Below are 14,983 nucleotides of genomic sequence, written 5' to 3'. Positions count from 1 at the left end.
TCGCGTCTTTACTCCAGAGTCAAAGAGACGCGATGAATCGCGTCTGTACAAGAGTCAAGGATTATTTTTACCCAGTCCCCAGTCCCCAGTCCCCATTCCCCCTTATCCCCAGAGGGGGCCCCGAGTTCCCCAGTCCCCAATCCCCACCTACACTTCCTGCGTAATTTTAGGATTTTGCAGCTGATATTTCGCCATCAAATTTTTAACTTGAGCCACCACTAGGGGATGTTTGTCTTTTTGCAATTGGGGAAGTAGTTCTACAACAACACGACGTGAAACTACGCTGAGATAGGTAATTGCAGCTTCCCTGACAAAACCTGTGGGATGGCGCAGAGAAATCATGATTTCGGGGATTGTCAGGCGGATATGGCTAACTTTCGCAAAATGGAAACAGCAAGCTAAACACCAGTCAGATAGGAAGTTGGACAACATTAATAAACGACGCAGGCGATCGCTAATTGACATTTTTTCATATTCTCCTAACCCGGCTGCGCCCAACAGATAAAGTTTTTCTTCAGGCGATCGCCGATCTAACATATTCAGCAACAATGTTTTGCAAGGTAAATTGATCGTATGGTCTAAGATTTCTAAGCCTCGTGCTAAATTCGTGCCGGAATCAGACCGGAGATTAAAGGCTGCTGCTTGCATTTTGTCTGGGGAATAAAGCAGCTTTAATAGCAGTAGGATTCTTTCTCTCACATCGATTTCTAACTCTGCTAAGGAGCGTTGCAGTAAATCAAAAACTAATTTTGACTGCTCATCTGTAGTAGTTTGTTGTTTAGTAAAGTCTATAAAAGCGGCATAGATTTCGCCTAAAAATTTTAATTCCTGTTCAATAAAAGTTCCCACTCTACCTTCATAAAATCTATCTTCTAAACTCTGAATTTCTGGTTGTTTATGGATTTTCAATAAGCTACGCAAAATATGATATCTAGTAGCACCCCAAGATTGTTCTAAGTTTTGCCATAAACAATCTACGGCTTCCACAGTGCCTATTTGACCAATAGTACGCCAAGCGTACATCCTCAGTATTTCTGGTTTGTAATTATTAGTAGCCAACTGCAACAGCATTTCTAGGGCTTCATTTTCTAGTTTCACTAAGGCACTCATTGCTGTGTTGCGGGTGGATTTATAGTATAGTGCGGCTAATAGTGCTGAATAGTATTCTTCTAAGCGAGTAGAAGCAATCATTTCTAAAACAGCACAGCGTACCCGTAAGGATTCATCCTGTAATAAATTTGGGATATGAATCCGCAATGCTTGCAAATAAACTGCTTCTCTTAAGGCTTTAACTCCATTCACCCGTTCCCGTTCTAGTTTATGAGTGAGCATCCTCCGCATAGTTGTGGTAGCTGCTACCTTTTGCATTGGCGTTCCTTGACGCAAAAGTAAAGCGGCGGCTGTAGCACGAATGAGTGAGTGTTGTCGGGGATTGAGGTAATCTTCTAATAAAGCTAAATTAGGATGTGGTTCAGCCAGCCAAACGTAGCGCAAAGCTAAAGCAAATACTTCTGGGGTAACACGCTGTTCGGAATATTCTAATAAAGGCCGGACATCAGGTAAATATTTTGGATTGGCCTCAGCCATCAGCATGACTTCCAAACTTTGACATTGCAAATCTGAAGGTAATTTGATGAGCAGAGGTGCTAAAACTTCGACTGCACCCTGGAGGTCAATTTGGGTTAAAAGTTCAATACAAGAGCGTTTATCTGCTAAACTACCTTTTTCTTCTAAAGCTTTGACTACACCTTGTTGTAGTACCCGCAAACCGACGTTTGTAGCACTTAGCTCTCCCCGATCTGCACTCAAAACTAACAAATCGACATAGTGCGATCGCAGTAACATTACTACTTTTAAACAGATAGCAGCTACGATTACTGTTTCAGCAATAAATACCCACTTTTGTAATTCTTGAGGAACAAATTGCGCGCAAAATAATAATGTCAGAAAAATGACTACACCAGCCAAACCTGTAGCGATCGCATCTGCTGTTCCTCCTGATAATATCTGCGTTCTGTTCCGAATGCGTTCGGGGATTGGTTGGTACAGTGCTGGGCCGCTACTCATAATAAAGGTGTAGCGCAACAGTTCATCGAAGAATTTGAGAATGATTAACCCCCAGAAAAAACTGGAGAATTGCATTGTGGGAAATAGATTGAATAAAGCAATCCCAACAGGTATGAAACAACCTACCGTAATTGGTAATAACGCTGCGGCAAAAAATACTCCAATCCTTTCAATTAAGCGGCTGGAAATAAACCACTGTGTCATCAACTCACACAGTCCTACCATGCCGCCAAATAAACCTAAGAAACTTGCCAGTTCTTTCTCGTCAAAATTAGATTTCAGTTCGCGCAGATATTGAAAATCGATTAACAATCCCAGTACTTGCAACAGACCAACAAAAGCAAACAATTGCCAAATATAAACTTTGAGTGGCTCTTTGAGGCGATGGTGCCTAGAAGCTTCTTCTGGAGCCTGTAGGCGTTGTGGTGCGTCGGGAAAGGAAGTGCGATAGTGATGACTTAGATATAAAAGAATTACTGACCCTAAAATAATTACTGCACAAGCAATAACAATCACTTTACTGAGCTTCGCATATTCCAGTAGCCACGGCAAACTAAAACCGCTAATCACATCAGCTACTAACAAACCACTGCTTACCAGGGGATAGGTGCGTTTAATTTCGCGAATATTAAATAGTTGATTAGCGACTATAGAAGTATTTAGGTCATTGACTACATAAAGTGCGTCTACCCATAACCGCATCAAAAATACAATCACTACCGTTAAATAGGAAATATGTATTTCCCAATGTAAAAATACTAATAAAACTAATGGCGTAACCATGCAAGGTGCGATCGCCACAATCACCCAGCGCAAAGGAAATATTTTTTGTAGCCAAGAATATAAAACAACCAGCCCAAAACCGATTACCGCGCTGGCAATATACATCAAAGGCAGTGGATCGGCTCCATATTCATCTAAAAACAGCGCTACTGTACTATCTTCAGCCCACCGTAAACCTACAGATACAGTTGTATAAAAAGCAAACATCATCCATGTCCGTTCGCTTTCCTCAGGCCGGAGATTCAACCACTGTAGCAGCCGTGCCACAGTGCCTCTATTTGTAGGCAACCAGTTATTTTTCTGTTCCATTTAGTTTTACTTTCTGGTAGTTTTATCGCGTATTGGGTAATGGGTAATAGGTAATTGGTAATGGGAATTTGTCTATTTTTTCTCCCCCATCTACCTCATCCCCCTCATCTACCTCATCTCCCTTATCCCCAGTCACCAATCCCTGACCAACAGAACTTACCTAGAAATGGCAAAAGTCCTGAACAACTGAGTATTAGTTTTCCCACTCAGTATTCAGGACTATCATCTTTGGATAAATTTTACCGACTTATATGTCGAGGTGAAATCTTCAGTTGTAATTTATACTGTTTAGATAAGACAGCTGGAAGATTACTTTTTGGGAGAAATCAGCATCATCATATTTCTGCCTTCTTTTTTCGGTGCTTGCTGCACTTCTCCAAACGGCTCTAAATCAGTAGCCATCCGCTTGAGCAATTCTTCTGCTAAGTCACTGTGTTGAATTTCTCGACCCCGGAACATAACAGTAGCTTTGACTTTGTCTCCATCTTTCAAAAAGCGCTCGGCTTGCTTGACACGCACGTTGTAGTCGTGTTCTTCTATTTTGTAGCGCATCTTGACTTCCTTCACATCAGCCGTGTGCTGCTTTTTCCGGGCTTCCCGCGCCTTCTTCTCTTGTTCAAACTTGTATTTCCCATAGTCCATAATCCGACAAACTGGCGGGTCAGCCTTGTCACTAAGCAGCACGAGATCCAATTCTTTTTCTTCGGCTAGCTGTAGTGCTTCTGAGGGAGTAATAATTCCCAATTGGCTACCGTCAGTATCAATGACGCGAATTTTCGGAAATCGAATACGTTCGTTAATTTGGGGCAGATCGCGAGTTCTTTTTTTCTCAATCACAGGCATTATGATTTGTGGGAGCTCTTTATTTAAGAATTTGGCTTGGTCTTGATTGGCCTAGGTTTTGGTTGGTACGCCTCAGAGTTAAAATATAAAAACTACTGAGAACTGAAAAATCAGCCATAGTTCTAGATTAACTAATCTATAAAATGGTTGTGTCTGATTCTGTATTTGTCATTCTACTCATTATGAGAGAATTTCTCTAAAATCGTTAATCTAAATTACACAACCTGGCGAAACGTTAAGTATTGTAACAAGTATTTAACACTTGGTTGACATAGAGTTTTACAAGTGTATTTCCAGAATAGCAAGTTTACAGATAAAATAGCTTTTCGCCAATAAAATGTAATATTTTATACAATAATTTACAATTCGTATAACGTCAAGCCGTGAGCTTGGAAGCTTCTTGATTTTAATCTGTTTGCGGCAGTAATCCTGAATTTATAGCAATTTTTGCAGGAATTACGAAATTACTCGTTAATTTAGGGAACAGGGAACAAGAACATAGCAATGTACTTTCTCAATAAATGCGATCGCTCTCTTCGCCCTCTTAATATGGAAGTTGAGAGGGTTTTGCTCTTGAGACATGGGAGGAATATGTGACCACTGGATTACATTGGCAGCAACGGGTTGGTAATCAAAGAGACTGGATTTGGCGAGGTTGGCAAACTCGCTATACTTACATCCGTTCTGCCCAAAATCACCAAAACACAACGCCCCTGATTTTGCTGCATGGGTTTGGTGCTTCTATTGGTCATTGGCGGCATAATTTAGAAGTTTTGGCAGCACACCAAACAGTCTATGCTCTGGATATGCTGGGTTTTGGCGCTTCGGAAAAAGCTGCGGCTAGTTACAGCATAGAATTGTGGGTAGAGCAGGTTTACGATTTTTGGAAGGCATTTATTCGTCAACCCGTTATTTTAATTGGTAATTCAACTGGTTCACTAATTTCCTTAGCCGCCGCTGCTGCTCACCCAGAAATGGTAAAGGGTATAGTGATGATGAGCTTGCCCGATCCTTCATTAGAGCAAGAAGCTATACCAGTTGGACTGCGACCAATTTTAATGCCGCTGATTACGACAGTTAAAAAGATAGTCGCCTCCCCAATCATACTTAAACCTGTGTTTAATTTTGTACGCCAACCAAGTGTACTACGTCGCTGGGCTAGTCTGGCTTACGCTAACCCAGAAGCCATTACCGATGAACTCATAGAAATTTTAGCTGGGCCTCCTCAAGACCGAGGTTCAGCTCGTGCTTTTAGTGCGCTGTTCAAAGCGACTATGGGCGTTAACTTCAGCCCCAGCGTCAAAAAAGTATTACCAACCTTACAAATTCCTATGCTGTTGATTTGGGGACAAAAAGACCGCTTTGTTCCTCCTATACTTGGTAGCCAATTTGCTCAATACAATGAGAAATTGCAACTGCTTAATTTAGAAGATGTAGGTCATTGTCCCCACGATGAATCTCCAGAGCAAGTCAACCAAGTAATTTTAGATTGGATTCATCAATGTCTTGAGGATAGCCAACAGCCTGTTGTCATCCCCGATGCAGAATCTATCCCAGAAACTCAACAATTTTGATGTGTAAGTAGTCATGCACAATTAAATATATATTTGTCATTGCGAGTGGAGCGTTCGCGTAGCGTCCCGTTCGCGTAGCGTCTCCGTCAGGAGAAGGGAAGCGAAACGACGCAATCGCAAAGGTTTGGAGATTGCTGCGCTACATTTCATTTCGCTCGCAATGACATAAATAATTTTGCTTAAGCACTTATCATTGATGTCATTAATCAAGACTTCAGTCTTGATTGTTAATGTGCTAGAAACAAAGGTATTTCACTAACCTATTGTGACTTGGTTAGTCTCAACACCTGCAGCACCATTGACTGAACGCGCTACAGAAACCATGCGGTTGAGAATCTCTTGGCTGGGAACTTTACCTTTGAGGACTACAGTACCGCCTGTCTGAGCAACCCAGAGAGTATCAACATCATCAAGTTGTTGGTCTTGGTCAAATGCTAATGCTACACGCTTGGCTAATCCACTTTGGTCGTATTCTCCGTTTAAACCTAACCGTTCTGGGGGGATGGTTTGAGTAGAAGCAGACGCAGCGCTAGTCTCAGGAGCAAAGGTAGCGTTAGAAGATTGTGGTACTGCTTGGGGAGCAGGATTTACTTGTGCATTTTGCGGTTTTTCTAAACCAAATAGTCTTTTTAGCCAACCCATAATATTTTTTCTCCTGTAAGAGGTCTGTACAATTTGAGGATAAAATTTTTACAGATACTCCACATCTGCCAGTGAAAAGATATCAACGCTCAGAGGTTTCTGCTTACAGGATGATTTGTCCAGAAATTTAAGTTCTATCAGAAAGTGTAATCAGTGCAGCCTTGAGTTTAAAATTAGAAAACAGATTTCCTTATAAATTTTAGTAGGCAATACTTGTAGGGCAATTATTAGCTAATGTTTGTATTAGTAAAATGATGCCTGAGCCTGTTTTGGCAAAGATGAAACATACCCTTTCAGTTTTGGTAGAAGATGAGGCGGGGGTTCTGTCCCGCATTTCTAGTTTATTTGCGCGTCGCGGCTTTAATATCGAAAGCTTGGCTGTAGGGCCAGCTGAACAGGGAGGAGTATCCCGAATTACGATGGTTGTACCTGGTGACGATCGCGTGATCGAACAAATCACCAAACAACTCTATAAGCTAGTTAATGTTCTCAAAGTGCAGGACATTACCGAAACTCCCTGTGTAGAAAGAGAATTGATGCTCATCAAGGTGAATGCTACTAGCAGCAACCGTTCTGAAGTCATCGAACTATCTCAGATTTTCCGAGCGCGAGTGGTAGATGTCGCAGAAGATTCTCTCACGCTGGAAGTAGTAGGCGATCCCGGTAAAATAGTGGCGATTGTGCAAGTGTTACAAAAATTTGGTCTGAGGGAAATCGCCCGGACTGGCAAAATTGCGCTGACACGTGAATCTGGTGTGAATACTGAGTTGCTTAAGTCTTTGGAAGCAAAGGTGAGTTAGCAAGACTTACAAACCCATAGAAGCTAAAACCAAACGGTCATAGACTTGACCGGGTAAAAGATACTTGAGCAATGAAGCAATTTTCGCGTCTTGTCCTACGAGATAGCTCGTTTTGGGCTGTTTTGCAGTTAATGCATGAACAACAGCCTGAGCGACAAGATCCGCCGCAATTCCCTTGCTAGCCATAATCCCCACTTGTTTGCGGACTGTATTCATTGCTTGTCCGTAGAGATTTTGTGCGAATTCGGGAAGATTATCTCTATCAATGTCAGCTTGCGTTAGAGATTTATCCCAAATTGGTGTAGCAATTGTACCTGGGCGAATAATTGAAACGGAGATTCCCCAAGGTCGCAACTCCAGCCGCATTACTTCGGTAATTGCTTCTAGGGCGAATTTAGAAGCATTATAAGCACCGAGAAAGGGAGCAGCACTTTTGCCACAAATCGAACCCATATTGACAATTCGCCCCTGACCTTGGCGGAGTAAACCCAGAAATGCTTGGGTAACTGCAAGTTGTCCGGTGACATTAACTCGCATTTGATGTTCAAATTCGCTAATGGGGAGCAGTTCTAAAGGGCCAGGAATTGCTATTCCCGCATTATTGACTAAACCTGCTAGCTTTCCATTGCTGGCTTTGCTGACAGTTTCAACTGCTAATGCGATCGCATCATTATCTGTAACATCTAAAAAAATTGGGGTGAGTCTGGATGAGGCTTTCCGCTTAAGTTTTTCAGCATCAATTTCTCGACGCACACCAGCAAACACATTAAAGCCTAATTTATCTAAGAGTAAAGCAGACGCTTCGCCAATTCCTGTGGATGCGCCTGTAATTACTACAGTACCTCGAGTTTCTGCCAGCATTTTTTTCTCTGGGCTACAACCTCTCAAATATAGAGTCACTCACTAGCTACAAATGATAGCTTTGTGACGGCCGCATCTTTGTCACGCTTTTGTAATACCCACGTCAAAACCCTGTGTGATATTGGACATGGTATTTGGTTACAAAATGCTTTCAACTCGGTTAGAGGTAGGGTTTCTACCTTTAACTGATTTTTTTATGAGCAATTTTTTTGCCACAGTATAGACACAGGATGAATAATTTGTAATTGGGTAAGCCAGAGTAGTGGACTAATAAGATTTTGGATTTTGGATTGAGAATTAGTCTTTATATAACAATACGCTTGGGTTAAGCTCATTAGCGATTGATTTGTCACTGATTAAAGAAGCCAGAACAATTGGGGGATTCTCCCCCAAACCCCCGATTGGGTGACGGTTGCGTCCCCCAAACCCCCTCCAAAATTATTGTTCTGTTATGTTGTTGAGTAACTAGTTTTTTGGTTTTGTTATCAATATAATTTTCTTAACTGAACTGTATTTCTTTATACTTTATATAAGAGTTCTGTCAATCCATCTGTCGCATTCTTTTTTCAAATTGGCATAACACAGCTAATTTGGTACTTTAACAAAAATCTCTTTTATCCATGTGTATCGGCGTTTATCTGCGGTTAATTTCATCAAGCTTGTGATAGCTAGTTCACTTGAGGTAAATCAGCAAGTTCAATCCGGGGATGGTGCGGGAGAGTGTCCACAGAACTAAGGTAATATATAGTAAACCTAGGCTCCATTCATACCAGCCTAATGTGGCGATAATGCTGGGTAAATGCTCATCTCGCATCCGAATATCGTTAAATCCTAACCTGACTAAGTTATTCAGGCTAAAGTCATAATAATTCAGCCAGTTCCAACGCCGATCCCACAAAAGATGCATATAGCGTTCGCGAAAGGTAGGATTTCGGGGAATCACAGGTAAGCGTCCAATTAATAAACGTAGCTGGCGAAAGGTACCGTCTTCTGTGAAGTAGGAAACTTCTAATAAATCGTGATAACGACCTTGCTGGTAAAGTCTAGTTAATAAAATTATCGGTATGGGGACAATAATCATCAAAAGACACCCCAGGGTTAGCCAAGGTTGTTCTGCGCTGCGGAAAATGGCTAATAAACTCAAAAATTCTAAGCAGCTAAAACTAATTAATATAGATATGGTTTCATAATAGGTGGGGATAATCGGCACGGGACGCAAACGCCGATAGCGATCCACTAACCAAAATAGCAAGCCAAAAAAAGCGATCGCCACACCACCAACACCAAATACTAGCCAAATATTTGTACCATAGCCACTCAATAACAGCAGCACACTCAACGCTAGCCAACTCCAAGCTTGGAGTAACCACACACCGATTGATAAAGGTTCGCTGACAATTAGGCGATCGCGCAATTGGCTGTAGGTTTCTAAATCAATATCTGCTAAAGTTAGTAATTCGCTGCTATTGCGGAATGGTTTTACTTGACGACGTTGGGCGATCGCTTCTGCTTGAGTTGTAGAAAAACCTAATTTATTTAACCTGGTGACGGTAGCAATATTGATATTTGTCCCTACCAAACGCCGAGTTAACTCCATTAGCCGCAAGCGCTGTTTTGTATATTCGAGCTGATTTGCATCGGCTATTTGCTGTTGCTGACGAAAATTTTGCCCCAAATTCCGCAAGACATTTTGATTTCCTTGCAAGGTAGTGACGCAAAATCTCTTGCCAATTTCGCCAGAATTACCTAATATTTTCGCTTGATTAGAATTAAAAGTCAGACCAGATACACCTAAAAAAGCTGCTTTGGCAAAGTTAGCATCGCTAAAATCTGCCAGATTAAGAATGCTAGCACCTTGCAGACTCACAGGTTGATCAAACTGCGCTTCGCGAAAAATCACTGCTTGATCAAAAGTCGCTGCTGTCAAAAACAAAAACTGATCGAAATTAGCTTTAGTAAATTGTGCTTGATTGAAAAAATGCACATCCGAAAAATCAGCATTTCCTAACCATTGCACAATACTAAATTTAGCCAACTGCTTAAAATTCGCCTGATTAAAGTTGGCGATATCTTCAAAGATACTGTTTTGAAAGTCAACAGGTTCCTGAAATTGAGTTTGTTTAAAATTAGCCTTGTTAAAAAAAATACTGCCTTGAAAGTTACTTAATTGCCGAAAGGTAGCACCAGTAAAGCTGACAGCCCGGCTGAATCTAGTTTCTGTCCAGTTGGTAGGCTGGATAAATGTTGCACCTTGGGCATCTACAGACTGCAGGAAGAAAATATTAGGAAACCATACTTCGCCATTAAAGCGAGTATTTACTAGTGTCAAAGAGCCACGAAATACAGTAATTTCACTAGATGTATCTGGCTGCGTTCCTAATAGCGATCGACAGTCTTTAGCGTTGGGTAAGGAAACTGCTAATGATTGTAAGCAAACAAGGCGCAAATTTTCTAATTGCTCTTGTTCAGTTGGGGTAAAAATGGGGGCGATTTCTTGGGCGTAAAGGGGAGTTCTTAAACCCAACTCACTACCCATAAAATCCCCTTGAATCAGAGAATAGCTCAAATCTAAACCCAAAGGTTTCGCACCAGTTTTTTGTAATTCTTTCCGCAGCAGTTGATAAAAAGCATCGCGGAAACTGGCATTTTCTGGGCGTAAATCAATCACCATCTGCCGCAAATCTATTGTTAAATTACCTTCCCGCAGTATGGGTGTACGCACCCTTTCTTGTAACAGTTCCAGAGTTAAGGGTGTACGTTGTAGAGAAGTTTGAACTGCGGAGGCTGGGAGAGCAAAGCAGAAGATAATTAATAAAACGCAGAGGAACGCAGAGGTAAAACGCAAAGTTACACAAATTAAGCTCATCCCACCCATAAAGGGGAGTGAGATTTCGCGGGCATTGGGCATTGGGCATTGGGCATTGGTGGCTTTTCCCTTGCCCCATTCCCCATGCCCCAAGTCGGCGGGCGGCGGTTCATCCCACCCCTTGAAGGAGTAGTCTTTCCCACCGATTTTCTGCAGTTTCTCTGTGAGCCTTTGCGCTTTCCTTTGCAAGCCTTGGTGTTGCCAAAAAAATTTACTCAAACTGTTGTTTACTATTCATCGCTCATCAGCAGAACAATTTTACCTGCGATCGAGCCATTTTCAAGTAATTGGTGAGCTTTTGCTGCTTCTTCTAAAGTAAATTTGTGGCTAACATGGATTTTTAACTTCCCTTGATCGATCCAAGTGGCGCATTGTTCGAGAATTTCTGCATGGTGCTGAAGACTTTCTACTAAGCCTTGAACCATCGGTGTTAACATCAATTCCAAACCAATGCGGAGGTTGCGGTTTCGCGCAACTTTCCAAACAGTTTTGGGATCGGGTTCTAGAATCGTCACAATATCGCCATAAATTCGGACTGCGGGGAAAGTTTTACCAAAGGTTTCGCCACCAACAGTATCAAAAGCCAAGTCTACCCCTTCGCCATTCGTCCAATCTAAAGCGGCTTGCACAAAGTCAGTTTGTTTGTAAAAAATGACTTCATCAGCACCGAGTTCTTTAACGAAGTTCGCCTTATCTTGAGAACTGACTGTGGTAGCGACATTCGCACCTTTAAGTTTAGCTAGTTGAATTGCCACATGACCAACTCCACCAGCACCCGCATGAATTAAAACATTTTCCTTGGGTTCTAGCCTTCCCCGTTCATATAAAGCTTCCCAAGCAGTAATCAATACCAAAGGTGCGGCTGCGGCTTCAGCAAAAGATATAGAATTCGGTTTATGGGCGACAAAGCGCTCATCGACAACAGTATATTCAGCATAATTGCCTTGGTGTGAGCCTAAGCCACCATAGCAGAAATACACCGCATCCCCTGGGCGAAAGCGCTGCACTCCAGCACCTACCGCTTCCACCACACCTGCACCATCACATCCTAAAACAGCAGGCATTTGTTCGGGGTAAAAAGTACCTCGTTGACGAAGTTTTGTATCGATGGGATTTATACCAGCTGCTACCAAGCGTACTAAAAGTTCCGTATCTCCTACAGGAACACCAGGATTGGTAATTTCCTGTACCTTTAGTACATCAGGGCTACCTGCGGCTGTCATTAAGACTGCTTTCATAAGTTTTTTCCTCCTAACTCCAGCTAGATGCACGCACATTTGCAACTTTAGCGTGTCTCTGTAACTAGTGATGCGAAGACTTTTCGGTTAAGGGTAAAAAGGGGAATGGTTCAAGGGAAAGAAAAAACCTTTAACCCTTAACCTTTAACCTTTTCCCCAAAACCAATTTTGGGTTCAAAACGCTTCACCGAGTAGTATTGCTAGTGATGCAGTATCGATTGTATTTGCTGTGTACTTTGTAATGGCGCTTCTGGAGTGCGGTTTAATATAGTCACTGTTACCCCCAAAGCCGAAAGCGCAGCCACAGAAACCCCAGCTAGCCATCGGACTTGCTGACGCAAAGTTTTAATCTCTCGGCTCATCTTGTCTACTTCTAACTGAGAGTATGGTTTAACTTCTGAAGCTGCTACAGCGATTTCTTGAGGTAATTCTGTTGGATCTTCAAAAGCAACCTTGAGTTTTAGCCAATCAGCAATTAATTGCGGACAGTTCTTTTGAAACCAATGCCATGCAAAAATTCTAAACACCGGTTTAGACATTCTGGCAATTGATTTCATGGTGCGGTTTAAAATACGCGATCGCAATTTTTGATTAATTAAGTTAACCGAGCCAATATCATAGAGACAATCAATAATTAGTTTAATAGTTGCTTCTTCACTATGAGCTAAATTTTGTAGTAATAGCTTCACATCTTGCATTCGCTCGTCTGCAAGACGTTGTTGAGCTAAACTCTCAGAAGGTATTACCGATTGATGCAGACGATTCCTGGTAACTATTGTCATATTTGTATATTAAAATCGCGATCGCTAAAATATGAGTATCTTTAGTTAGAAATATTAGTTATTAACAAAGAGGATAAATTAATAGTATTTTTGCTATTTTGACAATATTTCTAAAGATGTAATTTAAAAAATATTAAACTGTCAAATTTTATAGATATTGTCTTTTTAAGAAAATCAATCTTTTGGCTATGGAAACTATCATAAATACTCGAAGAATCATTAACCATTGATTTTCAACAAAAGCCCTTGATGAGCAAGGGTAGGCTAATACTTTTGATAGAAGTGATTTTAATCTTCTGATAGACGTTTAGGCAAACGACAGCAGTTATTCTTAATCAAAGTTACCTTGACGGATAGCAAACCGTCGTGGGGGTTTTTACGAGGGTACAAAATATTGTTCCTTTAATGTTGCAGTTCTAAATCAAGTACCAGGATCATACTAAAAGCAGAAGTTTTTTCAGAAGATAAAAATCCTTATGAAAATAATGAGAACGCTCTTGTTCTTTAACTATCGCTGAAAACTGCCCAGGCTTTCTTCCAATCTTATCTACCGGATGTTTTGAAACCTTTCACCATTAGTTGGCGGGTTCCTCAATCTGTCGTGTTTCAAAAGACTGAATTGAGTAACATATTCATTTGCAACAGCATTTTGACAATCTATCAATCACGAAAATATCAATTAAATTAAGGAACCATAATCATGAGGCATTGGAATTTATCTAAAGTTGTTTTGGCTGGTGTGTTTGCTCTCAGTTTTACTGCTGTACCCTTAAGTATGTCTGCCTCAGCCCAAAGTGGCTCTTCTGGTGGTGGCAGTTCTTCTGGTGGTAGCGCTGGTACAGGAAGTGGTTCTGGTTTAGGTACCACAGGTAGTGGTTCTGGTTTGGGTACTTCCGGTTCTGGCACTACAGGTAGCGGTTCTGGTTTAGGTACCTCCGGTTCTGGCACCACAGGTAGCGGTTCTGGTTTAGGTACTTCCGGTTCTGGTTTAGGTACCTCTGGTTCTGGCACCACAGGTAGTGGTTCTGGTTTAGGTACTTCCGGTTCTGGCACTACAGGTGGTGGTTCTGGTTTAGGTACTTCCGGCACAGGCACCACAGGTAGCGGTTCTGGTTTAGGTACCTCTGGTTCTGGCACCACAGGTAATGGTTCTGGTTTAGGTACTTCCGGCACAGGCACTGATAGTACAGGCACAACAGGCACAGGTTCCACAGGTAGCGGCATTAATAGCACAGGAACTGGCACAGGCGCAACAGGTACAGGTTCTACTGGTACTGGCACTACAGGCACAGGCACGGCTACTGATGGTACAGGCACAACAGGTCTTGGCACGGATGGCACAGGTACCACAGGTACTGATGGCACTGGTACAACAGGTACAGGAACTACGGGAACTGGCACAGGCACCACAACTGACCCCTCATTACGAGAAACTAGCGATGTCAGAGGCGATCGCGGTGGTTCTGATTGGAGTTGGTTAGGTTTATTAGGGTTAGCTGGTTTAGCCGGTTTAGCTCGTAAGCGCGAAACACCCAAAGCTTATGCAGATCCTAATCAAGTTACAGGTTCTGGTTCCTCAACAAGATATTAAATCGCTGAAATGTTTTGGTTAGCCACTGAGCATCAGGCGATTGCCTTTTGAGTGAAATAGTTTTCTTACTGCCAAAAGCCTTCTCTGATATAGTGAAGGCTTTTTTATCAACGTATAACCTAACTGCTGATTTGCTGCAAGACTTCTGCCATAGGAATAGCCTTTCCCTCTATCTGTAGAGAGACGATGAAGCTAAACGCATAATAATGTCAATATACTTATTAAGTAAGACACCCTTCTTATGCTAAACATTAAATCTCCATATGTTAGAAACAAAGCCATCCGAGGCTGAACCTGCTGTGATTGCAGCGGTTGCTGACTATTTCAAGGTGCTATCAGAGGTGAGTCGGTTACACATTTTAACTTGTCTAAAGTCAGGGTCAATGAATGTGATGGAAATTGCAGAAGCGACTGGCTTGGGACAGGCAAATTTGTCTAAGCATCTCAAAGTGTTAACTCAGGCAGGGATTTTATCTCGTCAGCCTAAAGGTACCAGTGCTTATTACGAGATTGCAGATCCAATGATTTTTGAACTCTGTGATTTAGCGTGCGATCGCATTAGTGAACGCATTCTACAACAGGTGGAAAGCCTCAAAGGTATAAGGGGCAATACAGCTGGTTTTTGAT

11 protein-coding genes are annotated in these 14,983 nt (G+C 41.9%); 4 read left to right on the top strand and 7 right to left on the bottom strand.

Features of this window, described 5'->3' with window-relative positions; genetic code table 11:
* Positions 1–147: 147 nt before the first annotated feature.
* Both HGR01_RS32280 and infC read right to left on the bottom strand, forming a co-directional pair.
* Positions 148–3,159: a hypothetical protein gene (locus HGR01_RS32280; protein WP_045868185.1), complete on the bottom strand. Its 3,012-nt coding sequence runs from the start codon at positions 3,157–3,159 to the stop codon at positions 148–150.
* 309 nt (positions 3,160–3,468) lie between these two features.
* On the bottom strand, positions 3,469–4,002 hold the full coding sequence (infC, locus tag HGR01_RS32275) for a translation initiation factor IF-3 (RefSeq protein WP_045868186.1): 534 nt from the start codon (positions 4,000–4,002) through the stop codon (positions 3,469–3,471).
* Between the two features lie 593 nt (positions 4,003–4,595).
* Here infC and HGR01_RS32270 point away from each other — a divergent pair.
* Entirely contained in the window at positions 4,596–5,576 is a 981-nt protein-coding gene (locus HGR01_RS32270; RefSeq protein ID WP_045868187.1) for an alpha/beta fold hydrolase, read from the top strand.
* A gap of 255 nt (positions 5,577–5,831) precedes the next feature.
* On the opposite strand, the gene HGR01_RS32265 is transcribed toward HGR01_RS32270, so the two are convergent.
* Positions 5,832–6,218 (bottom strand): BON domain-containing protein, encoded by a 387-nt coding sequence (locus tag HGR01_RS32265; protein WP_045868188.1) that lies wholly within the window; start codon positions 6,216–6,218, stop codon positions 5,832–5,834.
* Between the two features lie 278 nt (positions 6,219–6,496).
* Between HGR01_RS32265 and ilvN the strand changes: the two genes are divergently transcribed.
* Positions 6,497–7,018, top strand: coding sequence for an acetolactate synthase small subunit (ilvN, locus tag HGR01_RS32260; protein WP_045868883.1), 522 nt, complete (start codon positions 6,497–6,499; stop codon positions 7,016–7,018).
* A 6-nt stretch (positions 7,019–7,024) separates the two neighbouring features.
* On the opposite strand, the gene HGR01_RS32255 is transcribed toward ilvN, so the two are convergent.
* From HGR01_RS32255 to HGR01_RS32240, 4 genes are all read right to left on the bottom strand, one after another.
* Positions 7,025–7,879, bottom strand: a complete 855-nt coding sequence (locus HGR01_RS32255; RefSeq protein ID WP_045868189.1) for an SDR family oxidoreductase — start codon at positions 7,877–7,879, stop codon at positions 7,025–7,027.
* A gap of 673 nt (positions 7,880–8,552) precedes the next feature.
* Positions 8,553–10,754 (bottom strand): pentapeptide repeat-containing protein, encoded by a 2,202-nt coding sequence (locus HGR01_RS32250; RefSeq protein ID WP_228045417.1) that lies wholly within the window; start codon positions 10,752–10,754, stop codon positions 8,553–8,555.
* Between the two features lie 221 nt (positions 10,755–10,975).
* Positions 10,976–11,983 carry a zinc-dependent alcohol dehydrogenase family protein gene (locus tag HGR01_RS32245; RefSeq protein WP_045868190.1) on the bottom strand — a complete coding sequence of 336 codons (1,008 nt, stop codon included), beginning with the start codon at positions 11,981–11,983 and terminating at the stop codon, positions 10,976–10,978.
* 200 nt (positions 11,984–12,183) lie between these two features.
* On the bottom strand, positions 12,184–12,765 hold the full coding sequence (locus tag HGR01_RS32240; protein WP_045868191.1) for a hypothetical protein: 582 nt from the start codon (positions 12,763–12,765) through the stop codon (positions 12,184–12,186).
* A 700-nt stretch (positions 12,766–13,465) separates the two neighbouring features.
* Between HGR01_RS32240 and HGR01_RS32235 the strand changes: the two genes are divergently transcribed.
* Both HGR01_RS32235 and HGR01_RS32230 read left to right on the top strand, forming a co-directional pair.
* Positions 13,466–14,356 carry a WGxxGxxG-CTERM domain-containing protein gene (locus HGR01_RS32235; protein ID WP_045868192.1) on the top strand — a complete coding sequence of 297 codons (891 nt, stop codon included), beginning with the start codon at positions 13,466–13,468 and terminating at the stop codon, positions 14,354–14,356.
* Between the two features lie 263 nt (positions 14,357–14,619).
* Positions 14,620–14,982 carry an ArsR/SmtB family transcription factor gene (locus HGR01_RS32230; RefSeq protein ID WP_045868193.1) on the top strand — a complete coding sequence of 121 codons (363 nt, stop codon included), beginning with the start codon at positions 14,620–14,622 and terminating at the stop codon, positions 14,980–14,982.
* Position 14,983 lies beyond the last annotated feature (1 nt).

This window comes from Tolypothrix sp. PCC 7712 (genome assembly GCF_025860405.1).
GTDB lineage: Bacteria > Cyanobacteriota > Cyanobacteriia > Cyanobacteriales > Nostocaceae > Aulosira > Aulosira diplosiphon.
The sequence above is the reverse complement of the archived record's forward strand: the minus strand, read 5'-3'. Positions and strand labels throughout refer to the sequence as shown.

Coding starts and splice junctions, on each gene's coding strand:
- HGR01_RS32280 (WP_045868185.1), bottom strand. CDS start 3,159: ATGGAACAGAAAAATAACTGGTTGCCTACAAATAGAGGCACTGTGGCA.
- infC (WP_045868186.1), bottom strand. CDS start 4,002: ATGCCTGTGATTGAGAAAAAAAGAACTCGCGATCTGCCCCAAATTAAC.
- HGR01_RS32265 (WP_045868188.1), bottom strand. CDS start 6,218: ATGGGTTGGCTAAAAAGACTATTTGGTTTAGAAAAACCGCAAAATGCA.
- ilvN (WP_045868883.1), top strand. CDS start 6,497: ATGAAACATACCCTTTCAGTTTTGGTAGAAGATGAGGCGGGGGTTCTG.
- HGR01_RS32255 (WP_045868189.1), bottom strand. CDS start 7,879: ATGCTGGCAGAAACTCGAGGTACTGTAGTAATTACAGGCGCATCCACA.
- HGR01_RS32250 (WP_228045417.1), bottom strand. CDS start 10,754: ATGGGTGGGATGAGCTTAATTTGTGTAACTTTGCGTTTTACCTCTGCG.
- HGR01_RS32245 (WP_045868190.1), bottom strand. CDS start 11,983: ATGAAAGCAGTCTTAATGACAGCCGCAGGTAGCCCTGATGTACTAAAG.
- HGR01_RS32240 (WP_045868191.1), bottom strand. CDS start 12,765: ATGACAATAGTTACCAGGAATCGTCTGCATCAATCGGTAATACCTTCT.
- HGR01_RS32235 (WP_045868192.1), top strand. CDS start 13,466: ATGAGGCATTGGAATTTATCTAAAGTTGTTTTGGCTGGTGTGTTTGCT.
- HGR01_RS32230 (WP_045868193.1), top strand. CDS start 14,620: ATGTTAGAAACAAAGCCATCCGAGGCTGAACCTGCTGTGATTGCAGCG.